Origin of the sequence: Exiguobacterium sp. KJ 601 (assembly GCF_027161185.1) — a bacterium.
GTDB classification, from domain to species: Bacteria; Bacillota; Bacilli; order Exiguobacteriales; family Exiguobacteriaceae; genus Exiguobacterium; species Exiguobacterium profundum.
In genome coordinates this window covers 852,756-874,771 of sequence record NZ_JADHZG010000001.1, presented here as the reverse complement: position 1 = coordinate 874,771, position 22,016 = coordinate 852,756, and the positions used below count along the sequence as shown (strand labels likewise).

The 22,016-nt window shown below is 48.0% G+C and carries 18 protein-coding genes; 2 read left to right on the top strand and 16 right to left on the bottom strand.

Going from position 1 to position 22,016, the window contains the following annotated elements; genetic code table 11:
- Nucleotides 1–4 precede the first annotated feature (4 nt).
- From mutM to dnaE, 14 genes are all read right to left on the bottom strand, one after another.
- Entirely contained in the window at nucleotides 5–832 is an 828-nt protein-coding gene (gene mutM, locus IRJ25_RS04430) for a bifunctional DNA-formamidopyrimidine glycosylase/DNA-(apurinic or apyrimidinic site) lyase (RefSeq protein ID WP_214690729.1), read from the bottom strand.
- Nucleotides 833–853: 21 nt separating this feature from the next.
- A complete protein-coding gene (polA, locus tag IRJ25_RS04425; protein WP_269317836.1) occupies nucleotides 854–3,448 on the bottom strand; it encodes a DNA polymerase I in 2,595 nt (864 codons plus the stop codon).
- A gap of 207 nt (nucleotides 3,449–3,655) precedes the next feature.
- Entirely contained in the window at nucleotides 3,656–5,383 is a 1,728-nt protein-coding gene (gene pnpS / locus IRJ25_RS04420; RefSeq protein ID WP_031423157.1) for a two-component system histidine kinase PnpS, read from the bottom strand.
- The gene (locus IRJ25_RS04415; protein ID WP_074036521.1) at nucleotides 5,380–6,081 is read right to left on the bottom strand and encodes a response regulator transcription factor; all 702 of its coding nucleotides are present in this window, start codon (nucleotides 6,079–6,081) and stop codon (nucleotides 5,380–5,382) included. Before IRJ25_RS04415 ends, pnpS begins: the two co-directional genes overlap by 4 nt.
- 183 nt (nucleotides 6,082–6,264) lie before the next feature.
- The gene (mdh, locus tag IRJ25_RS04410) at nucleotides 6,265–7,197 is read right to left on the bottom strand and encodes a malate dehydrogenase (RefSeq protein WP_214687018.1); all 933 of its coding nucleotides are present in this window, start codon (nucleotides 7,195–7,197) and stop codon (nucleotides 6,265–6,267) included.
- A gap of 21 nt (nucleotides 7,198–7,218) precedes the next feature.
- Nucleotides 7,219–8,487 (bottom strand): NADP-dependent isocitrate dehydrogenase, encoded by a 1,269-nt coding sequence (gene icd / locus IRJ25_RS04405; RefSeq protein WP_031423152.1) that lies wholly within the window; start codon nucleotides 8,485–8,487, stop codon nucleotides 7,219–7,221.
- A 99-nt stretch (nucleotides 8,488–8,586) separates the two neighbouring features.
- Nucleotides 8,587–9,699, bottom strand: coding sequence for a citrate synthase (gene citZ / locus IRJ25_RS04400; RefSeq protein ID WP_214683969.1), 1,113 nt, complete (start codon nucleotides 9,697–9,699; stop codon nucleotides 8,587–8,589).
- Between the two features lie 184 nt (nucleotides 9,700–9,883).
- Nucleotides 9,884–10,348, bottom strand: a complete 465-nt coding sequence (locus tag IRJ25_RS04395; RefSeq protein ID WP_012726718.1) for a DUF441 domain-containing protein — start codon at nucleotides 10,346–10,348, stop codon at nucleotides 9,884–9,886.
- Nucleotides 10,349–10,415: 67 nt separating this feature from the next.
- The gene (gene pyk / locus IRJ25_RS04390) at nucleotides 10,416–12,158 is read right to left on the bottom strand and encodes a pyruvate kinase (protein WP_074036515.1); all 1,743 of its coding nucleotides are present in this window, start codon (nucleotides 12,156–12,158) and stop codon (nucleotides 10,416–10,418) included.
- A 93-nt stretch (nucleotides 12,159–12,251) separates the two neighbouring features.
- On the bottom strand, nucleotides 12,252–13,220 hold the full coding sequence (gene pfkA / locus IRJ25_RS04385; RefSeq protein WP_012726720.1) for a 6-phosphofructokinase: 969 nt from the start codon (nucleotides 13,218–13,220) through the stop codon (nucleotides 12,252–12,254).
- 160 nt (nucleotides 13,221–13,380) lie between these two features.
- Nucleotides 13,381–14,316: an acetyl-CoA carboxylase carboxyltransferase subunit alpha gene (locus tag IRJ25_RS04380; RefSeq protein ID WP_074036513.1), complete on the bottom strand. Its 936-nt coding sequence runs from the start codon at nucleotides 14,314–14,316 to the stop codon at nucleotides 13,381–13,383.
- The gene (gene accD, locus IRJ25_RS04375; RefSeq protein ID WP_196431849.1) at nucleotides 14,309–15,163 is read right to left on the bottom strand and encodes an acetyl-CoA carboxylase, carboxyltransferase subunit beta; all 855 of its coding nucleotides are present in this window, start codon (nucleotides 15,161–15,163) and stop codon (nucleotides 14,309–14,311) included. Before accD ends, IRJ25_RS04380 begins: the two co-directional genes overlap by 8 nt.
- Nucleotides 15,164–15,177: 14 nt before the next feature.
- A complete protein-coding gene (locus tag IRJ25_RS04370) occupies nucleotides 15,178–15,732 on the bottom strand; it encodes a FadR/GntR family transcriptional regulator (protein ID WP_196430904.1) in 555 nt (184 codons plus the stop codon).
- Between the two features lie 77 nt (nucleotides 15,733–15,809).
- Nucleotides 15,810–18,977 carry a DNA polymerase III subunit alpha gene (gene dnaE, locus IRJ25_RS04365; RefSeq protein ID WP_269317835.1) on the bottom strand — a complete coding sequence of 1,056 codons (3,168 nt, stop codon included), beginning with the start codon at nucleotides 18,975–18,977 and terminating at the stop codon, nucleotides 15,810–15,812.
- A 103-nt stretch (nucleotides 18,978–19,080) separates the two neighbouring features.
- Between dnaE and IRJ25_RS04360 the strand changes: the two genes are divergently transcribed.
- Nucleotides 19,081–19,272 carry a hypothetical protein gene (locus IRJ25_RS04360; protein WP_074036509.1) on the top strand — a complete coding sequence of 64 codons (192 nt, stop codon included), beginning with the start codon at nucleotides 19,081–19,083 and terminating at the stop codon, nucleotides 19,270–19,272.
- Nucleotides 19,273–19,288: 16 nt separating this feature from the next.
- Here IRJ25_RS04360 and IRJ25_RS04355 read toward each other — a convergent pair whose 3' ends face one another.
- On the bottom strand, nucleotides 19,289–20,257 hold the full coding sequence (locus tag IRJ25_RS04355) for a DHH family phosphoesterase (RefSeq protein WP_074036506.1): 969 nt from the start codon (nucleotides 20,255–20,257) through the stop codon (nucleotides 19,289–19,291).
- Nucleotides 20,258–20,332: 75 nt separating this feature from the next.
- On the opposite strand from IRJ25_RS04355, the gene IRJ25_RS04350 reads away from it, so the two are divergent.
- Nucleotides 20,333–20,647 (top strand): YtpI family protein, encoded by a 315-nt coding sequence (locus IRJ25_RS04350; protein WP_074033432.1) that lies wholly within the window; start codon nucleotides 20,333–20,335, stop codon nucleotides 20,645–20,647.
- A 41-nt stretch (nucleotides 20,648–20,688) separates the two neighbouring features.
- On the opposite strand, the gene IRJ25_RS04345 is transcribed toward IRJ25_RS04350, so the two are convergent.
- The gene (locus IRJ25_RS04345; RefSeq protein WP_074036504.1) at nucleotides 20,689–21,999 is read right to left on the bottom strand and encodes a DRTGG domain-containing protein; all 1,311 of its coding nucleotides are present in this window, start codon (nucleotides 21,997–21,999) and stop codon (nucleotides 20,689–20,691) included.
- Nucleotides 22,000–22,016 lie beyond the last annotated feature (17 nt).

Below are 22,016 nucleotides of genomic sequence, written 5' to 3'. Positions count from 1 at the left end.
CCCCTTAACGTTGTTGACAGTGCGGACAGTAATGCGTACCTCGCCCGCCCAATTTCATCTTTTCAATTTCATGTCCGCATCGGCGGCACGCTTCTCCGGTCTGTCCATATACGTAGAGCCTCTCTTGAAACGTTCCTGTGGCGCCATCTGGATTGGCATAACTGCGAATCGTACTACCTCCACGCTCAATAGCCTCAGTCAAGACAGCAACGGCTTCAGTCCGCACACGGTCGACTTCTTCATGGGACAAACTTGCGGCCGGTCGTGTCGGATGGACACCCGCACGAAACAACGTCTCATCTACATAGATGTTACCTAATCCAACAAAGATGGACTGATCGAGGAGGGCGGTCTTAATCGCGCGTGTCTTCATGCGCTCTAAACGTCGGTGTAACACCTCGGTTGTCACACGCTCGTCAAACGGCTCGTACGCAAGTAATGAGAGCGGTGGTGTGGTATGAATCGTTTCATTCGTCCGCAACTCCATCGTACCGAATTTACGGACATCATTATAGTGTAGAGTCGATTGGTCCGTAAACGTAATCACGATATGTGTATGTTTTACCGGTTCTGTAATGGAGTCATAAGGGAAAAACTTCCCTTCCATGCGAAGATGGGAGACGAGATACCCGTTCGTCAATTTGAATAAGATGAATTTCCCCCGACGTTCCACATCCGTAATCGTTTCTCCAATCAAATGGTGAACCCATTCTTCGGGGTCGAGCCCGCGGATAATTTTAGGGTCGAGGACATCGACAGACTGAATCGTTTTTCCTGAAACGGCAGGTCGCAACCTACGACAGACCGTTTCGACTTCTGGTAATTCTGGCATACTGATTTCCTTTCTATCCGTTTATTTCGTGTCAAACCATGTCGTTCCAACCGCTCCGTCCGCACGTAACGGGACATCAAGTGTGACCGTATGTTCCATCGCTTCGGTCACAAGTTTTTCTAATGCTTCCATCTCTTCGGCCGGACCTTCGAATATCAATTCATCGTGTACTTGTAACAACAGCTTAGATTGAAGTTTTGACGTGTTTAACGCATGATCGACATCAATCATCGCTTTTTTAATAATGTCCGCTGCCGTTCCTTGAATCGGTGTGTTGATTGCGGTACGTTCAGCAAACCCACGCAAGTTGAAATTACGAGAATGGATGTCCGGGATGTTCCGGCGTCGTTTCAACATCGTCTCGACGAACCCGTGTTCACGTGCCCGTTCAATCGCGGCATCCATGAACGTCTTCACCCCAGGGAACTGTTCAAAGTACGTATCGATAAAGGTCTGCGCTTCTTTCCGTGTAATCCCTAGGTTTTGTGAGAGTCCATAATCACTGATGCCATAGATGATTCCGAAGTTGACGGCTTTTGCTTGACGACGCATGAGTGACGTAACTTCTTCAGTGGAAACTTTAAACACGTTCGCCGCCGTCGACGTATGAATATCCTCATCGTGAAGGAAGGCTGCCATCATCTTCTCATCTTGTGACATATGTGCCATGATGCGCAGTTCGATTTGAGAGTAATCGACCGCATAGAGTACCCATCCCGATTCACTCGCGGTAAACGCTTTACGGATGCGACGCCCCTCTTCTAATCGAATCGGAATATTTTGAAGGTTCGGGTTAACCGACGAAAGCCGTCCCGTTTGAGTAAGCGTCTGTGTATAACGCGTATGAATCTTGCCATCATCCTTCACGACTTTCTGCAAGCCTTCGACATACGTGGACTGAAGTTTGCCAAGTTCACGATAATGCATGATTTTCTCAATGATCGGATGAAGCGGTGCCAATTTTTCGAGGACATCCGCTGCCGTGGAATATCCTGTTTTCGTCTTTTTCACAGGAGGGAGTGACAGTTTTTCAAATAATACGACCCCTAACTGTTTCGGTGAGTTGATGTTAAACGGTTCCCCGGCTAATTCATGAATCGTGACTTCAAGTGCATTTAGACGTTCACGCAGGTCCGTTTCCATATGTTGAAGCGTTTCGACATTTACGTGGATACCAGCCCACTCCATCTCGGCCAATACGGAGACGAGTGGTTTTTCAAGCGCCTCATAGAGTTCTGTCTGTTCATTCTCTTTCAACTCCGAAACAATGCGTTCAAACAATGTATAGATGGCGTACGCCTTTTCTGCGAGATGAGCATGAAAAACATTCTCTTCCGGCACCTTGATTTTTGCACCTTTTCCGTAGACCGTTTCATCTTCCTCAAGAGGATACGTAAAGTGTGCAGCAATCGAGCTGAGAGACGTCCCCCCAGATAGGTTGAGCAAATACCCTGCGACAAGCAGGTCTTCATACCCACGCAGTGCCAATTGGTGACGTTTCAATTGAATAATTGTCTGCTTCGCATCGAGACAAATCGTCGTCTTCGTCTCGTCTTCGATCCATTCCTTGACCCGTTCGTCCTCAAGAAGCGTCACATCTCCAATCGTGACACCTCGTTCCGACGCGATCGCCACTCCAATCACGTCTTCTTCAAAATAATCATCATGCAGCTGTTCAAGCATTAACACAGCTCGCGATAAATCTTGATCGGCCAACGCGATTGTTGGTCGTACCGCTTTTTCAACCGGTTCTTCTGAAGAGGTATCCGACAGTTTGCCGATGAGTGACTTGAACTGTAAATCCATAAATAACGTTTTGACGACCGAAGCGTCATATGGCTTAAAGAGAAGTTCATCCATCGTCACATCAATTGGTACATCCGTGTAAATGGTCGCCAACTGTTTCGACATTTTCGCTTCTTGTTCATTCGCCTCTACTTTTTCCTTTTGCTTCCCTTTCAACTCATCCGTATGTTCGTAAAGGGCCTCGACGGTACCATATGTGGCAATCAACTTCAGTGCCGTCTTTTCCCCGACCCCTGGAATACCAGGGATGTTGTCGGATTTATCTCCCATTAATCCTTTTAGATCAATCATCTGAATCGGTTGTAGTCCGTCGTAGCGTTCCTTGAACGCGGTCACGGTCATTTTCTCAACTTCGGTGATGCCTCGTTTCGTCAAATAGACCGTCACACGTTCATTGATCAATTGAAGTAAATCCTTATCCCCCGTCACAACCGTCACCTGATCAAAGGTCGGGTCTTTTGAGAGCGTCCCGATGATATCATCCGCCTCGTATTGGTCAAGCTCTAAGACAGAGATGCCAAACGCCCGACAAACGTCACGCACGAGCGGAAATTGTTCACGCAATTCTCCCGGTGTCTTTTGACGTCCACCTTTGTATTCCGCGAACGTATCGTGACGGAACGTTTTCTTTGACGCATCGAACGCCACAGCAAAATGAGTCGGTTGCTCATCTTCCATTAGTTTCAATAACATCATCGTAAACCCATACACTGCATTCGTATTCCGACCTGACGCATCCGACATCGGAGGCAGTGCAAAAAACGCACGATATGTTAAGGAGTTCCCATCAAGGACTAGTAGTTTATTCATTCAATCGACCTCCATTCTTCTCTTCAACCATCATACCATACGGGTACATGCGTTCGAAAAAAAAGACCCTTTTCTACGAATAGAAAAGGGCCAAATTCTCGATCGTGTGGAGATGAGCACCGATCGAGTCACGAGATGATGAAGAGGTCTCATTCATAGGATAGCAAGGTTTTGTAAAGTAAATATGAACGAACGATAAAGTCATTGTTAAACCCGAGGGAATGTAATGGTAAACGTCGTTCCTTTGCCTTCCTCACTCTCTACGTCGATCGTGGCATGATGCAAATCGATGATGTGTTTCACGATGGCGAGTCCGAGGCCAGTTCCACCCGAGTTCCGACTTCTTGCCTTATCGACACGATAGAAGCGCTCAAAAATACGACTCACTTCTTTTTCGGCGATCCCGATTCCGTTGTCCTTGACGCGAAGTTTATAGGAATCTGCCTTTGCTTCCACGGCGATTTCGACACGACTTCCTTCTGGTGAATAGTTGATGGCGTTGGCGACCAAGTTCATGATGACTTGCTTCATTCGGTTCAGGTCCGCTTGCAAGACGACCGTCCCCTCGTGTTTCGTTTCTAGCTGAATCGACTTCTTGCTCGCCTTTTGACTGAGCAGGAGGCAGACCTCATCCACGAGTTGATTCAGATCGACGGACACCAACTCCATTTGGAAGTCATCCCGCTCCAATCTCGACAATTCAAGGAGATCCTCAACAAGCATCTGCATCCGCGTCGCTTCTTTTTGGATGATGTCTAAAAACTGGTCTCGAAGTTCCGGGACTTCTTTCGCCCCATCCAGAAGCGTCTCACTAAACCCACGAATGGACGTGAGCGGTGTCTTCAACTCATGGCTGACGTTCGCCACGAAGTCTTTCCGCATCTTCTCAAGTCGCTTCAATTCTGTAATATCGTTGAACAACAACGTCGTGCCGCGAAGCATCCCGGTGTCACTGAAAATCGGTGCCGCGGATACCATATACGTTTTTTGATTGAAACCCGTTCGAATCGATAATTGACGGCGATGGACCTCCTCCGTCAGATAGACGTCTTCGATCAGTGTTTCTACCTCGGGACTCGGTAGAATCCCGTGATAAAACTGTCCGATCGATAAATCATCGTATTGGAACATCTCACGGTAAGAACGGTTGACCAACGTGACGATCCCACGCTCATCGACGAGCAGAAGACCCGCCCCCATATACTCGATTAACGATTCGAGTCTCGCCCGTTGCACAGACTCCCCGAGAGAAATCGACTCCAAATTCCGAGCAAGTACGTTGATCGACCCTGCTAGGCTACCTGTCTCCTCATCATTTCTGAGTTCATACACACGGGCCCTGTAATTCCCGTCTGCTAGTTCCCGCAAGACAATCGTCGCCTCATCGATTGGTCGAATAAATTGATTCGTCAAATGTTGAAGCACGAACAAAATAATGAAGAAGGAGAAGAAGAGCGCGAGGGCAATCGTCAACCAGATGCGATTGTACACCCCTTCTAAATCCGATACATAACGGATGAATGTTAAATAGACTGTCCCACCCGTCGCAAGTTCAATCGGTTTTGTGTATTGAATCAACTCGTCCTCATCCGCTTCACCGAACGTCCCTTCCTCAGGGACCATACTCGGATCGATTTTATAATCGATGGACCCGACGCGAAACGGCGTGCCAGCGATTACCTCCATCCGACTATTGAGAAGGAGAATATCAAAGCTGCTCCCGTCATCGATTTGACCGACATACTCACGAATCTCGTCCAATTCGCCTCCTTCGAGGTAGAGGGCTGCCAATTGAGCATCTTCTTTTAGACGATCTCGTTCTGAATCCAGATAAAAGTCTTTGAAGAGCTGCCCAAGGACAATCCCGAGCGTCAGCAAGACACCGGTGACAAGAAAAATGAGAGTCGTCATAAATCTAGAGCGATACGTCTTCATTCCGAAGTCGGCTCCTCCATCTTATAGCCAAGACCGCGAATCGTTTTAATATAGGTCGGTTTCTTCGTTACCGGTTCAATTTTTTCACGAAGGTGACTGATATGAACATCAACAATCCGGGTATCACCCACAAAGTCATAATTCCAAATGGCCGATAATAATTGATCTCGCGTCAACACGCGTCCTTTATTTTTCGCCAAATAGGCTAACAATTCAAATTCTTTCGGCGTCAACTCGAGGCGCTCCCCTTGCTTGAACACTTCGTAGTTTGAAGTGACGATTTTAACATCTCCGATTTGAATGACGTCCTCTTCAACCGCCGATTCTTGCGGGGCAGAACGTCTAAGAATCGCTTTGACGCGCGCGACTACTTCACGTGGGCTGAACGGCTTCGTCAAATAATCGTCCGCTCCGAGCTCGAGCCCCAATACTTTGTCAAACTCATCATCTTTTGCCGTGAGCATTAAAATCGGTGTATTGACTTTTTGCTGACGGAGTCGTTTGCACACTTCAAGTCCATCCATCTCCGGCAGCATCAAGTCGAGCACGATGAGCACGGCGTCCTTTTTCTCAGCCAATTCCAATCCGGTTTTGCCGTCGTGCGCCGTCTCTACTTCAAAGCCAGCCTGTTCTAAATTAAATTTCAATAATGTCGCAATCGATACTTCATCGTCGACAACAATTACTTTATCAGCCACACTGCTTCCTCCTCTTAAACCATCAAATGTCACTTTCTATTTTACAAATCAATGCTTGAAACGACCAACCTCAAAGCAAATCTTTACAAAAACAAAACAAATCCACTTTCAGTGTAGCATGTTCGATAAGAGAGAAGGCGCAAAAAAGGTGCCTCCTGCAACATGACAGGAAGCACCTCAAACTTATAAGACGCTTAATACCGAGCGGACAGAATCCGCAGACTTCGATAGCGCTGCTTTTTCTTCATCCGTCAAGTCGAGCTCTAACACTTGCTCAATTCCATGTTTACCAAGAATCGTCGGGACGCCAAGATACAAATCATGGAATCCGTACTCTCCCTCAAGGTATGCGATGGCCGGTAAGATTCGACGCTGATCTTTTACAATCGCCTCGACCATCTCCACGATGGCAGCGGCTGGCGCATAATACGCCGAGCCATCGCCCAGTAGTTGGACAATCTCGCCGCCACCTTTTCGTGTCCGTTCAACGATTTGCTCGATTCGCTCATGTGGGATGAGTTTTTCGAGCGGGATGCCTCCAGCGTAAGAATAGCGTACGAGAGGCACCATTTCGTCTCCATGACCTCCAAGGACGAATCCGGATACGTCTTTGACAGAAACATTCAGCTCTTGTGCCACAAACGTTCGGAAGCGAGCCGTATCCAATACACCGGATTGACCGATGACGCGTTCTTTCGGGAACCCTGATTCTTTGAACGCCGCGTACGTCATGGCGTCTACTGGGTTCGTCAATACGATCAGGATGGCGTCTGGAGAGTAACGGGCAATCTCTTTCACAACCGAGCGCATGACGTTTGCGTTCGTTGCGACGAGGTCGTCCCGGCTCATCCCCGGCTTGCGCGCGATTCCCGCGGTAATGACAACCACATCGGAATCGGCCGTGTCCGCGTAATCAGACGTACCTGTGACCCACGAATCAAACCCTTGAATCGGTGCCGTTTCTTGCATGTCGAGCGCTTTCCCTTTCGTCGGTCCTACTTTTTCTTCCATATCGAGCAGTACGACATCCCCTAGCTCACGTTGAGCCAAGTACAGTGCAGTCGTTGCACCGGTGAAGCCACTTCCAATAACAGAAATTTTGTTACGACGAATCATGAGCTCTCCTCCTCGGTCGTCTTACATGTTTTTAATCAATTCATCCGCGAACTCTGAACATTTCACTTCTGTCGCTCCGTCCATGAGACGTGCGAAGTCGTATGTGACAACTTTCGAAGCGATCGTTTTCTCCATTGAGTTGATGATGAGGTCAGCCGCTTCGTTCCAGTTCATGTGGCGGAGCATCATCTCACCTGAAAGGATGACTGAAGATGGGTTTACTTTATCAAGACCCGCGTATTTCGGAGCTGTACCATGTGTCGCTTCGAAAATCGCATGTCCTGTGATGTAGTTAATGTTCGCACCAGGTGCAATCCCGATTCCACCTACTTGAGCAGCAAGGGCATCTGAGATGTAGTCACCGTTCAAGTTCATCGTCGCAACAACGTCGAACTCACGTGGACGTGTCAAAATCTGCTGGAGGAAGATATCAGCGATTGAATCTTTGACGATAATTTTCCCTTCAGCTTCCGCTTTCGACTGAGCTTCGTTAGCAGCTGCTTCACCAGATTCTTCTTTGATACGGTCATACTGTGCCCATGTGAACACTTTGTCACCGTACTCCGCTTCAGCGAGTGCATAACCCCAGTTTTTGAAGGCACCTTCTGTGAACTTCATGATGTTCCCTTTGTGGACGAGCGTTAAAGATTTACGGTTGTTCGCAATCGCATATTCAATTGCTGCACGAACCAAACGTTCTGTTCCTTCAGAAGAAACTGGCTTGATTCCGATTCCTGATGTTTCTGGGAAACGGATCTTGTTGACATTCATCTCGTCTTGCAAGAATTTGATGAGTTTTTTCACTTCATCGCTTCCTGAAGCGTACTCGATTCCAGCATAGATATCTTCAGTATTTTCACGGAAGATGACCATGTCTGTATCTTCAGGACGTTTTACTGGTGATGGAACACCTGTGAAGTAACGAACTGGGCGAAGGCATGTATATAAATCGAGTTCTTGACGAAGTGCGACGTTCAATGAACGAATTCCTCCACCGACCGGAGTCGTAAGTGGTCCTTTGATGGCAATCAAGTACTCACGAATTTGATCAAGTGTCTCTGTTGGGAGCCATTCGCCTTTTTCGTTATATGCTTTTTCCCCAGCATATACTTCCATCCATTCGATTTTCTTGTCGCCGCCATATGCTTTTTCAACCGCAGCGTCAAATACGCGAACAGCCGCATTCCAAATGTCAGGACCTGTTCCGTCACCGATAATGAATGGTACGGTCGGTACATTTGGTACGTTCAATACACCGTTTTCAACTGTAATCTTTTGTCCTTGTGTCAACATAATGAATCCCCCTAAGTACATTACTGTAGGTCGACGCGTGCGCCGACCTACGTCACTTGTTAGTTTACCAAACTTTTGTCTAAAATGTGTCTCGAATTAACGTTCGTTTACCGGAACATACTTACGGCTCGTTTCACCGACATATTCCGCACGTGGACGAATCAAGCGATTATCCGCATATTGCTCGAGAATGTGCGCAATCCAGCCAGACATACGAGATACGGCGAAGATTGGTGTGAATAGATCTTCTTCGAGACCGAGCGCATAATAAGTTGAAGCTGAATAGAAATCGACATTTGGTTTCAAACCTTTTTCCGTTTCGACAAGATGGTCGATTTTCTCAGACATCTCATACCATTTCGGTTCGCCGATTTGAGCAGTCAACTGACGGCTCATTTCTTTCAAATGTTTCGCACGTGGGTCGCCATCCTTGTAAACGCGGTGACCGAAGCCCATGATTTTCTCTTTGCGCTCGAATTTGCCACGAACATATTCTTCAACACGGTCGACCGAGTCGATCTCGTGCAACATTTTCATTACCGCTTCGTTCGCACCACCGTGAAGTGGCCCTTTGAGTGCCCCCATGGCCGCCGTGACACCTGAGTACATATCCGAGAGCGTCGCTACACAAACGCGAGCAGTGAATGTCGAAGCATTCAACTCGTGGTCTGCGTGTAAGATGAGCGCTTTATCAATCGTCTTTTCTGCTACATCGCTCGGCTCTTCACCGTTTAGCATGTATAAGAAGTTCGCAGCGTAAGAAAGACCTGGTTTCGGTGCGACCGGCTGCTCCCCTTTACGAAGACGAGCGAATGCCGTCACGATTGTAGCGACTTGTGCTTGTAGGCGAATCGCTTTACGCATGTTGGCCTCGTCACTCATGTCTTCAGATTCCTCATCATATAGAGCGAGTTGTGAAAGTGCCGTACGAATCGTCGCCATTGCATTGGCTGATTTCGGTGCACGTCTTAACGTATCAATCACCTCTTCAGGCAATGTCGCTTCTTTTACAAGCGCATCTGAGAGCGCTGTCAATTCCTCTGCATTTGGTAAGTGGTCGTTCCACAATAAGAACACTACTTCTTCGAATGTGGCGTTGTCCGCTAAATCATCAATGGTGTATCCTCCGTAAGTCAATTGTCCGTCAATAATTGAGCTGACTTTTGAGGCTGCTGCCACAATACCTTCTAACCCTTTTGTCGTTGACATTCATAACTCCCCCTCAGTCTTGAATAAAGTGGTCGACCGTAAAAACAGTCTGTTTATAGGGAATAAGGATACGGGACGGGTTGTTCCCCTGCATTCACCCAGTCTCCGTTTACCCTGTCCTTTATATAGTATAAACAATTTATTGCAAAAAAGAAATGTAAGCGGCTTCAGTTGTCAGAAAATATCAAAACCATTTTTCAATAACTTGATATCCACCTAAAATCAATGCCGCGATACCAGCTCCGACAAGCGGTCCAACGGGAATCCCTTTCATGAATCCAACCGCTAGAATCGTACCTGCGAGGAGTGCCGTGGTGACGACCGGGTCGACACGCATCAGTTGTACACCTTGCCCCGCAGCAATGGCAACGAACATCCCTGAGGCAAATGCAACAATCCCGACCGGCCCTTTAATACTATTCCACAATTCTTTAAACCCGATATCGCCGGTCGCGATTGGGACGAGAACTGCGATCGTAATGATTGTCACACCCCAGCTGATTCCTTTCGATGCAAGTGTCGGAAATAACTGGTCTCCGAATCCGATTGCTTTGATGATCAACAAGACGCTACTTGCGATTATGACAGATTGGTTATTTGAAATGACACCGATTAAGACAAGCATCAATAAAAATAGATATGCACTCATACGTATTCCTTTCTTCGAACGGAAAAAGAACCGACCTTTGTAGAAGGCCGGTTCGATTGTCGTTCAATTATGCGTTGTAGATTTTACCTGTGAGTGGGTCGATTGAAATCATCTGACCGTCACGAAGCGATGCTGTCGCTGCATCAACACCTACGATGACTGGCTTGCGAAGTGATGGTCCAACGATCCCAGCATGGCTCGTCAATCCGCCGTCTTCTGTGATGATTCCAGCCGCTTTTTCGATCGCAGGCATCATTTCTTTATCTGTGAATGGTGCGACAAGGATCATGCCGTCTTTCGCTTTTGCATTTGCTTCATCCGCATTTTTCGCGACAACGACTTCTCCAACAACACCGCGCTCACCGATTCCACGCCCGTCTGCGAGAGCGTGACCAACGATGTGGACTTTCATCATGTTTGTCGTACCAGCTGTCGCCGCAGGAATACCAGCTGAGATGACAACGAGGTCACCGTCAGTGACGAATCCAGCGTGACGTGCCGCTTCCGATGCTTGAACCAACATTTCATCCGTGTTGTTCGGCATTGTTTCAGCAACGATTGGGTATACGCCCCATACGAGGTTCAATTGACGCGCAACGCGCTCCGATTCTGTCACCGCGATGATGTTCGCTTCAGGACGATACTTCGCTGTACGAGCAGCCGTATAACCTGATTGTGTCGGTGTCAAGATTGCTTTGGCGTTCAAGTTGATTGCCGTGTGCGCAACCGCTTGAGAGATCGCATCCGTCACTGTGTGCTCACTGCGCTTCTGACGATCTTTCAACAAGTTTTTGTAGTCGAGCATGCGTTCTGTACGCTCTGCGATTGCAGCTTGCATTTGAACAGATTCGATTGGGTAGTCCCCTGCAGCTGTTTCACCAGAAAGCATGACTGCGTCTGTTCCATCCAAGATTGCGTTTGCTACGTCTGATGCTTCCGCACGTGTCGGACGCGGGTTACGTTGCATTGAATCAAGCATTTGCGTTGCTGTGATGACCGGCTTCCCGAGATCGTTACACTTCTTGATGAGTTCTTTTTGAACTGGTGTCACTTCTTCTGTCGGGATTTCAATTCCGAGGTCCCCACGGGCTACCATCAAACCGTCAGAGATTGCCAAGATTTCTTCGATGTTATCGACACCTTCTTGGTTCTCGATTTTCGGGTAAATCTTGATGTGTGATGCGTTATGTTTCTCGAGAAGTTGGCGAATTTCAACTACGTCAGATGCACGACGTACGAATGATGCTGCAATCACGTCAATGTCTTGTGAGATCCCGAACTCGATGTCCGCGATGTCTTTGTCCGTGAGGGCAGGAAGGTTTACCTTGACGTTTGGCAAGTTAACACCTTTCTTCGTCTTGATGATTCCTTCGTTTTCAATGACGCAACGGAGATCACGGTTATCGAGCTTTTCAACGACACGGAGTCCGATGAGACCGTCGTCGAGCATGATGTGTGAACCGACTTCCACATCATCGTAGAGTCCTTCGTACGTCACAGAGAAACGATCTTTCGTTCCGACGATTTCTTCCGTTGAGACGATTGTGACTTCTTTTCCTTTTTCAAGAAGTGCCTTACCGTCTTCGAATGTATGCGTGCGGATCTCTGGACCTTTTGTGTCGAGAAGAACAGTAACAACTTTACCCGCTGCTTTCGCCGCTTCACGGATGTCACGGATACGAGCGCCGTGCTCTTCATAGTCACCGTGTGAGAAGTTGAGACGGGCAACATTCATCCCAGCTTCGATCATCTCAGGAAGACGCTTCTCAGAAGCCGGTCCAATGGTACATACAATTTTCGTTCTACGCATAATATAAAAACCTCCTAGGGGATATAGTGCAACTTACAAACAGAAAACGGGGGGCCTTGGACCGTATCCCGTCTCTGCAACATACAAAATCGTTTAAATCGACAATTGGTTAACGAGGTCAATCAATTGCATATCAATCGTGTGCTTGTTATTGTCGAGCGCCTCATCGATATCAAGATCCATCATCTGGTTGTTACGGATTCCGACAACGCGGCCCGCTTTCCCTTCAAGCAAGATCTCAACAGCGTATGCACCCATACGACTTGCAAGGACACGGTCAGCGGCAGTTGGGGAACCACCACGTTGGATGTGACCGAGAATCGTGACGCGTGTTTCTGAGTTCGTCTTCTCAGCAATCAATTTGCCGATTTCTTCCGCACTTCCCGCACCTTCAGCAACAATGACGATCGAGTGCTTCTTACCGCGTGCAATCCCGTGATTGATTCGTTCCACGATTGCATTCAAATCCTCTGGACGTTCTGGGACGAGAATCGACTCAGCACCACCAGCGAGACCAGAATAAAGCGCGATATCACCAGCGTCGCGACCCATGACCTCGATGACATACGTACGTTCATGTGATGACGCCGTATCACGAATCTTATCGATCGCATCAAGCGCTGTATTGAGTGCTGTGTCGAAACCGATTGTCGCATCTGTTCCTGGGATATCGTTATCGATTGTACCCGGAAGGCCGATTGTTGGGAATCCGAGTTCAGTCAATTTTTGAGCTCCGCGATAAGAGCCGTCTCCACCGATGACCACGAGGGCATCGATATTGAATTTCTTCAACTGTTCTACTGCTTTTGCGCGACCTTCTTCTGTTCTGAATTCAGGACAGCGCGCAGAGCGAAGGAACGTACCTCCACGTTGAATGATGTCGCCGACTGATCCAAGATTTAATTCGACTAAATCACCTTCGATTAATCCTTGATAGCCGTTATACACGCCGTACACTTCAAGACCTTCAAAAATTGCTTTTCGGGTCACGGCACGGACAGCAGCGTTCATTCCAGGAGCGTCTCCTCCGCTTGTTAATACCGCAATACGTTTTAAATTCACGTCGCTCACCTCTTATGTGTTTTAACGAAATCTGAAAATAAAATACCACGTCTGACCTTTGTTTTACAACACAAGTATGTGAAAAAAATGCATAGGGTATCTCACAAAGCAGTCACTTGATGAATGAATAAAGCTTTATTCAAAGCCATTGTTACCGTTTTCACTCATTAATTGTGCCAATTTGATGATATTTGGTCGCACGTCCTTGAATCAGCTCAGAAGTTGATTGCGCAAGCAACTCGTTCATGTGCTGTAATAAGACAGGTTTCAAGAGTGACGACTGTAGTGACACATCAACGTGTGCCCCCCCGTACACTTCTCCTACCACTTCATCAACAATCCCTAGGTTGAATAAATCTTGTGCAGTAATCTTCATCGTCTCTGCCGCACGCTCTGCTTGTTTCGCGTCTTTCCACAATAGTGCCGCTGCACCTTCTGGCGAGATGACTGAGTACGTACTATTCTCAAGCATCAATAGACGGTCGCATACACCAATCCCAAGCGCACCACCTGAACCACCTTCTCCAATGACAACGGAGACGATCGGCACTTTCAGCGTCGCCATCTCAAACAAGTTACGGGCAATCGCTTCACTTTGACCTCTCTCTTCTGCGGCTTTCCCCGGATAAGCCCCTTTCGTGTCAATGAATGTCAAAATAGGACGGTTGAACTTCTCGGCTTGTTTCATGAAACGCAATGCTTTTCGATAGCCCTCCGGGTGCGGCATACCAAAGTTTCGTTTCATGTTCTCTTTCGTGTTTCGCCCACGCTGATGTCCGATAATCGTCACCGGCACTCCTTCAAACGTCGCAAGTCCAGATACGATTGCCGCATCGTCATACCCATGTCGGTCCCCATGGAGTTCCATGAAGTCAGGGAATAAATGCTGGATATAATCGAGCGTTGTCGGTCGCTTCGGGTTTCGCGCCAACTGGACGCGATCCCACGGTTTCATATTCCCATAAATATCTTTTTCTAATCGGTCGAGCTTTAACTCGAGATGACGAATCTCTCGGGATAAATCAATCCCTTTCGTCTCAGCGGTCTCCCGTAATTTATTCAGTTGTTCAGTGACTTCTTTGATTGGGTCAAACATGACGGACACCCCCATCGTGTAATTCAATCATCCTCTTCAAGAACGAACGCATCTGTTCACGATGAATGACCGCATCCAGCTGCCCTGACTCAAGTAAAAACTCAGCAGTTTGAAAGTTCTCTGGAAGTTTTTCCCGAATCGTCTGTTCGATGATTCGTCGTCCTGCAAACCCGATGAGCGCTCCCGGCTCTGCGACGTTCAAGTCGCCGAGCATCGCAAAACTCGCTGACACACCACCTGTCGTCGGATGAGTCAAATACGCGATGTACAGCAGTCCTGCTTCGTCATGTTCTTTTAGAGCGATGGACGTATTGGCCATCTGCATCAAACTGACCATTCCTTCTTGCATCCGAGCCCCACCTGATGCTGTGAACAAGACGACTGGGAGCCCGAGTGATGTGGCGTTTCGGACAGCCGAAGCAATCGCTTCTCCAACGTATGCACCCATCGACCCCATACGGAATCTCGCATCCATCACACAGACAACGAGTGGTAGTCCGTCGATTGTCGCCTTTCCACATACGACGGCCTCTTCAATCCCGGTCCGCTCACGATCTTTCGTCAACTTTTCCTCATAGTCAGGGAAGTCGAGTGGATTCGCCTTGACAGACGGTCCCACAAAGCGTTCGAAAGACCCTTCGTCGACAAGCATATCAATCCGTTCTTGCGCCTGAAGCGGAAAATGATAGCCGCAATCACATACTTTGTGGTTCTCATTCAACTGTTTTGTATAATGCATATATTTACAAGATGGACATTTCGTCATCAATCCCTGTGGTGCGTCAATCTTTGGTTCTCGTTGACGCAATGGCATATATCGTTTCGGTTTCTTGAAAAAAGCAGTCATCGCTTCCCCCTCGTTCATTCCGGCATCCCCATTCCACGCCACGTCTCGACAAATCGTTTCCGTTCCTCGAGCGTATATAAATCCCCAACGTCTAATCCGTCAAAAAAGCGATTGACCTCACTCCAAATTCGAATGAACAGTTCATTCTTCAACTGAAAGATGAGTTGCTGGCGAAACGTTCGATCATCTTCGATCACCGTTTCTAATAGAGCCAGTCGTTCCTTAGTCGGTTCAATTTCTGAAAACGCCATGCGCTCCAATAGTCGAAGCATCTCAATAATATCGGTCGCTTTCGTCTGTTTGGTCACAATGAACTCCGACAATATCTCAATGTACCGATGTCGGTCTTGCTCACACAAAAAGGTACCACCACCATGTCTCGTCTCCACGATGCCTAAAAAGCTCAACGCTCGTAACGCTTCGCGAACCGAAGCGCGGCTAATGGACAGCGTTTCGGCGAGCTCTCGTTCGGATGGAAGCCGATCACCTGGAACTAAAGACGATTGGACAATTAATTTTCTAATCTTTGAAATGTTTCCGTGAAATGAGGATGCGTGTTTTTCATGCATCTGACCGTTCAACTCCCTTTTTTGGATCACCTATCAAACTTAAGTGGTCAGACCAATTAGTGCGATTATATCACTTTTTAGGACTTGGTACTAGTTTCTGGACCAACCATTTTTGTATCGATTCGTTTCAGTACGACATTTTCTTCCCCGAACCGTCTTTTCGCTTCCGCCACATACTCTTCATTCGGATTGATTGAAAAAGCTGAAGCCAGTTGTTTCACTTCCTTCGAATCCGTGAATCGGCATACAACCGGAACATCCCCTTGTGCTCGTTGAATCCAATCTTCCAATTCAGGGAAGCGGTCGAGTGTGAGCCGGATGAATAAGGCTTGCCCGTGTAACGGTCGAACCCGTTCGACAATCAATTGCTTGCGACCATCCCGTTCATTCGAATGGACCTCGAGTAACAAGATGTTACCGGCATAGAGGGACCGTCCAAACTGCGCGAATGTTCGAGGAAACACGACGACCTCGTCTTGCGTCATGCCATCGTCCACCATGAGAACACCCATCCGTTCTTGTTTTTTTGTCATGAACGTACGTACGTCATCTACATATACGACGAGATAACCGTTTGTTCCATTCATGACTTCTTCAATTGTAGACGGTTCGATCCCGATATCCGGAAGTGCCGTCAATGGAGAGTGGACCACCCATGTCCCGAGCGCCTCCCTCTCTTCTTCAGACCAATTCGGTTCTTTCACTTTTTTCTGTTTTAGTCCGAGTGAAGACAGCTCATCCGGTAAAAAATGTGTTCCCGCTTCTTCTCGCAAACGTTCGACTGCTTCAAAGGCATGTGTCCGGTCACCGTGATACATCCGGTCGAGCGCGCCCGCACCAAGTAATCGACGTAATTTCAGTTGGTCTTTATTTTTCCACTCCATGGCTTCTTGAAGCGTTCTGACATCTTTCAACTGCCCGTTCAGTTCAATCAGTCGGTCCACATCCCGTTTGGTCAACCCCTGGACCGCCTTCAACCCGAGCCGGACGCCCGGTCCCTCAAGTGTCGCGTCTGCGTGACCATGTAAGACGTCCGGTGGGTACACCGGAATTTGATCTTTCCGTAACAGTCTAACAAGTTCCGTTGTTTTTTCTGATGTCACCACATGAAAGACACGAGGGAAATGTGCTTTGACGTAAGCCAATCGGTAACTGATCAAACTGTAGGCGACAGCGTGAGAGCGGTTAAATCCGTACCCGGCAAACTTTTCAATCCATGAAAAGATTTGCGCCAAGACGTCCTGGTCTCCCGCTTTTGCTTGTTGCAAAAATCGTTCTCGTTCCCGAGCAATCGTCCCGGTATCCTTTTTGGCAATAGCACGTCTGACCAAATCCGCTTCCGCATAGGAATAGCCTCCGAGTTTACGGAGAAGTTTCATCACCTGTTCTTGATAGACGAGTACACCGTATGTCGGTCTCATGACGTCTTCTAGATCTGGGTGGACTGGTTGGTAAGGCATACCGTGCTTTCGCTTCGCATACGTTTCGATGAATTGCATCGGTCCCGGGCGATAGAGTGACATCGTGACAACGATATCTTCAAACTCAGTCGGTTTCACTTGTCGAAGCGCTTGCTTCATCCCGGTCGATTCGAATTGGAAGATTCCGTCCGTCTCACCTCTCGCAAGCAGTCGATACGTCCGGGCATCGTTTAGCGGAATCGTTTTCAGAGAGAACAGCGCGTCACTTTCTCGAATCAAGTCCTCCATCTTTCGCAAGCGACTCAAGTTTCGTAATCCGAGCAAGTCAATTTTTAGAAGCCCGACCTCTTCCAAATCCTTCATATTATATTGGGTCACGTGTTCTTCGAGCTCGGGTTGGAGCGGCGTCACTTCTTCAATCGGTTGACGACTGAGCACCACTCCTGCCGCGTGAACGGAGGATTGACGCGGCAAACCTTCTAGCTGTTTGGCAATCCGTAATAACTGCTGACGCTTTTGGCTACCGGCAAACCACTTCATCTGCTTCTGGCTCGACATCAGTTCATCAAGTCCTCCGGCTTTCACTTGCTTGCTCGCAGCCTGCCCTTCCTCAAGGGTCATCCCGAGCGCTCTCGCAACGTCTCGAATTGCCGCTTTCGCACCGAACGTGGCAAGTGTCCCGATCTGTGCAGCATGCGTATGACCGTATCTTGATAGTACGTAAGAAACCACTTCCTCACGACGTTCATCTTCAAAATCGAGGTCTATGTCTGGCATCGACACACGCTCTGGATTTAAGAATCGTTCGAACAACAACCCGTAATGAACCGGATCGACTTCCGTGATATGGAGGGCAAAACTGACGAGTGAACCTGCTGCCGATCCACGCCCCGGACCTACTTCAATCCCAGATTCTCGAGCAAACCGAACGATGTCTTCCACGATCAAGAAATAGGAAGAAAATCCGGTATTGGCGATGACTTCAAGCTCAAACTTTGCCCGCTCGATGTAAGGTTGTTTCACGAGTTCCATTGCCTTCAACCGCTCACCGACAAGTCGTTTCAGCTTTTGATCGGCATCCGGAATTTCTGGAATCGCCCCTTCCGCACGTGGTAGATGATCCAGCCGAATCAATGCCTCGAATCGATCCAGTTCCGATAATTCTTCCGTTGTGAACCAGTCATTCATTTCACTCGGTAGTCGAACGTGCAATCCTTTTTGTCGGACGTCTTCATTCGACATCACGTCCCCTTCGCGAATGGCAGAAATGGCTCGGAATCCTTCCACATCTTCCGGTCTCATGTATCTCGTTTCAGGGGCCGGAATCAATTGGACAGCAAGCTCTTCGCGCATGAGACGAAGTTGTTTCAACACTTGTACCTGTTCCGTAGTCTGAGGTGCCGGTAGTCCGAGCCACAGCTTCTCTTCATCGACAAACGACAAGAGTTGATGATAAAGGCGACGCCGGTGAACCGGATCACTCGCTTTCCAATTTTCAGGTAATACGATCAGCGGCATCGTTGTCCGTCCTTCAATTCCTCCCGCCTGGATGATACGATATTGTTCCTTAAGCTCCGTTTCGTTAGATGAATACACAATCACGGATACGTCTAACCCATCCAATCGGAGGACCGTTCTCAGTCCGATTAGCGGTTTCACCTCATATCGTTGGCAATATGACAAAAATGTCGGAACCCCATAGAACGCATCGTCTGCGATCGCCACGGAACGACTTCCCCGTTCGGTCATCTGCAAGACATATTGTTCTAACCGGATTGTACTTTGTAGTAAACTATAAGCAGTTCTGACATTCAGATGAATCATCGTTGGCCTCCTTTCTATATTAATGGAATTGTCAAACTCAATTCATCACTTCTCTGATACAATAATTATAGACAAAACTCACGACAATAGGGGGTAAAAGCGTATGATTATCAATCGGGGACAGATTGCACGCGATAAGTTAGAAAAATTACAGCATGGTCAAACAGTGTTTGCCGACAGCCCAGAAATCATCGACCGGCTCCGTAAGTACATTACTGAGTATCAGCTCGACGTCGTCGAGGACGTGACCGAACGAGGTACATGGTTCATCCCAAAGGAAAATGGAGACAAATGAAGAGAGCTGACCTCGGTCAGCTCTCTTCATTTTCTTCAAACGTGAATTCCCCAGCCACTTCATTCAAAGCCGCAATCACGTCATCCATCTCATCCCATGTGTCAATCGTGGCACCAGCCGCCATAGGATGACCTCCCCCACGGTATCGCTTGGCCACTTCATTGATGACAGGACCTTTCGACCGGATGCGCACACGAATCTCTTCTTTGTTTTCCACGAACATGACCCAACATTTCAATCCTTCGAGGCCAGAGAAGCTATTGACGAGTTGCGATGCCGCTTCCGGGGACGCATGGAACGTCCGGAGCACGTCCTTGTCAATCTTCACATAGCCGACGCCTTCTTCTGTGACATTGACGTGCTGTAACACGTACCCTTGTAACTGAAGAGTCGCTAAGTTGGTCTTATACATGTGTCGGTACAATTTATTCGTATCGATGTCTTTCGCGATCAGCGCCGAAGCAATCTCAAACGTTCGGGCCGTAGCATTTCGAAACTGGAATCGTCCTGTGTCGCCTACGATGCCGGCATAGAGTAAAAATGCCGCCTCTTGGTCGATTGGATATCTCCAAATGTCCGCGAGTTCCACAATCATCTCAGACGTCGAACTGACCGAGGTATCGACAATCTGTGTCATCGCATATGGATCTTCATCGGGATGATGATCGATTTTAATGATTGTCTTCCCTTTTAGCGCAAATGGTCCATCGATTCGCTCTTGATTCGCCGTATCTAATATAAGGACGAGCGCGTCTTGATACATTTCTTCTTCGACATGTTCCATCTTTCCTAAAAACTCGAGGTCTGGAACCATGCCACCGACCACATAGATTTGCTTCTCCGGATGAACCGATTTTAGAATGCGCTGTAAACCAAGCTGGCTCCCCAACGCATCAGGGTCTGGTCGTACGTGGCGGTGAATGAAAATGGTGTCAGCCGCCTCAATTTCTGATTTGATTGTATCCGCTTCCTGCCATTGCGTCATGATGATTCCTCACTTTCCTACACACTATTATGGTATGATGATAACAGATTACGAGATAGAAAGGGGTTCCTTCACTTGCAACTTGTCATGATTGGACTCATTTTGTTCGCGCTCGGTGCGTACCTTGTCTTCAAGCGCCGCGCTTTTTTGACAAAGACGCCAAACCGAAAAGCGTTGTTCAACACGCAAGCGTTGATCTGGTTAAGTTTATTCCTCGCATTGTTCGCTGCGAACCAAATGGTCGGGGGATTCGGTCTGAATTCATCTGTCGGTTGGATTGTCAGCATCGTCATGTTAGTCGTCGGTTTAGGGAATGCTGTTGTCGGATTTATCCGTTACCGCAAAATTTACCCTCTCGCCGCAGAAGAACCGACGAATACGCCATCATGAAAAAGAGCACCTGCTACAGCGCGTAGCAGGTGCTCTTTTTATTACCGATCGATGAGTTGTGCCGTGACGAGCGCTTTGGCGACAAGTTGTGTCCCTTGCGTCATCTCCACATCCACTTTCCCGAACTTCCGACCGAGGTCGAAGACATGGGCCGACACTCGAATCTGACTTTCAATTTGAATCGGCTTCATGAAATAGACGGTGATATTCTCAACCACGAGATCGCCTTTCTTCATATGACGTAGACTTCGCGTCGCCCCCTCGACCAACAAGGTCGTCAACACGCCAGATGAGGCGGTCCCCATATGACTCGTCATCTGTGGGGCCACTTCAACCGTGAAGGCCGTCCCGTTCGATGCAGGATCTTCTTTCAGCTGGTTCGTGATCATGTTATCGAACGTCTCACCGACTTGCGGTTGTCGATTCGCCAGTTGCAAGGCCTTCAGCACATCTTGGCGGCTAATAATCCCAAGCAGACGTCCGTAGTTATCAACGACAGGTAACATCTCGATCCCTTCCCACACCATCTGGTGCGCGGCATTGGTGACACTCGTTTGTACGCCTACTGTAATCGGACTTTTCGTCATGACCTTCTCAATATCATAGTCGTGTGATTTATCAATGACATCCTTTGCCGTGATCACGCCGACCACTTTCATCTGTTCATCGATGACGGGATACCGATTATGTTTCGTCCGTTCATTCAGCTCGTGCCAACGTTTCACTGTGTCATCTGACTTCAGATAGAACGTATCGTGGAGCGGGATGACGATATCTGAGACGAGTAAAATCTCTTTTTTGATTAGACGGTCATAGATGGCTCGGTTGATCATCGTCGCGACGGTAAAACTGTCATAGGATGTAGAAATGACAGGCATATCATACTTATCTGCCATTCGTTTCACTTCATCCGTTGTGTCAAATCCCCCTGTGATCAACACAGCCCCACCTGATTGTAAGACGAGTTCATGCGCTTTCTCGCGGTTCCCGATGATGACGAGTGAGTCGACATCGATATATCGCATCATCGCCTCGAGCTTCATGGCACCGATTACAAATTTCGATAGCGTCTTGTGGAGACCGTTACGTCCGCCCAACACCTGACCATCGACGATATTGACGACTTCGGCGAATGTCAGCTTTTCAATATTTTCTTTATGTTTTCGCTTGATCCGAATCGTCCCCACCCGTTCAATGGTTGATACGAAACCTAGGTTCTCAGCTTCTTTGATGGCCCGATAAGCCGTACCTTCTGATACAGCCAACTCTTTGGCGATTTGGCGGACCGAAATTTTTGACCCTACATCGAGTGACTCGATATGTGCTATGATCTGTTCATGTTTTGTGGTCATACGCGGAGTCCCTTCTC

What these genes read in the sequence shown, in the direction of transcription:
- pyk (WP_074036515.1), bottom strand. Translation starts at nt 12,158, where the DNA reads ATGCGTAGAACGAAAATTGTATGTACCATTGGACCGGCTTCTGAGAAG.
- mdh (WP_214687018.1), bottom strand. Translation starts at nt 7,197, where the DNA reads ATGATTCGTCGTAACAAAATTTCTGTTATTGGAAGTGGCTTCACCGGT.
- pnpS (WP_031423157.1), bottom strand. Translation starts at nt 5,383, where the DNA reads ATGAAGACGTATCGCTCTAGATTTATGACGACTCTCATTTTTCTTGTC.
- IRJ25_RS04360 (WP_074036509.1), top strand. Translation starts at nt 19,081, where the DNA reads ATGATTATCAATCGGGGACAGATTGCACGCGATAAGTTAGAAAAATTA.
- IRJ25_RS04395 (WP_012726718.1), bottom strand. Translation starts at nt 10,348, where the DNA reads ATGAGTGCATATCTATTTTTATTGATGCTTGTCTTAATCGGTGTCATT.
- accD (WP_196431849.1), bottom strand. Translation starts at nt 15,163, where the DNA reads ATGACTGCTTTTTTCAAGAAACCGAAACGATATATGCCATTGCGTCAA.
- polA (WP_269317836.1), bottom strand. Translation starts at nt 3,448, where the DNA reads ATGAATAAACTACTAGTCCTTGATGGGAACTCCTTAACATATCGTGCG.
- IRJ25_RS04355 (WP_074036506.1), bottom strand. Translation starts at nt 20,257, where the DNA reads ATGACGCAATGGCAGGAAGCGGATACAATCAAATCAGAAATTGAGGCG.
- dnaE (WP_269317835.1), bottom strand. Translation starts at nt 18,977, where the DNA reads ATGATTCATCTGAATGTCAGAACTGCTTATAGTTTACTACAAAGTACA.
- IRJ25_RS04380 (WP_074036513.1), bottom strand. Translation starts at nt 14,316, where the DNA reads ATGTTTGACCCAATCAAAGAAGTCACTGAACAACTGAATAAATTACGG.
- mutM (WP_214690729.1), bottom strand. Translation starts at nt 832, where the DNA reads ATGCCAGAATTACCAGAAGTCGAAACGGTCTGTCGTAGGTTGCGACCT.
- IRJ25_RS04345 (WP_074036504.1), bottom strand. Translation starts at nt 21,999, where the DNA reads ATGACCACAAAACATGAACAGATCATAGCACATATCGAGTCACTCGAT.
- citZ (WP_214683969.1), bottom strand. Translation starts at nt 9,699, where the DNA reads ATGTCAACGACAAAAGGGTTAGAAGGTATTGTGGCAGCAGCCTCAAAA.
- IRJ25_RS04370 (WP_196430904.1), bottom strand. Translation starts at nt 15,732, where the DNA reads ATGCATGAAAAACACGCATCCTCATTTCACGGAAACATTTCAAAGATT.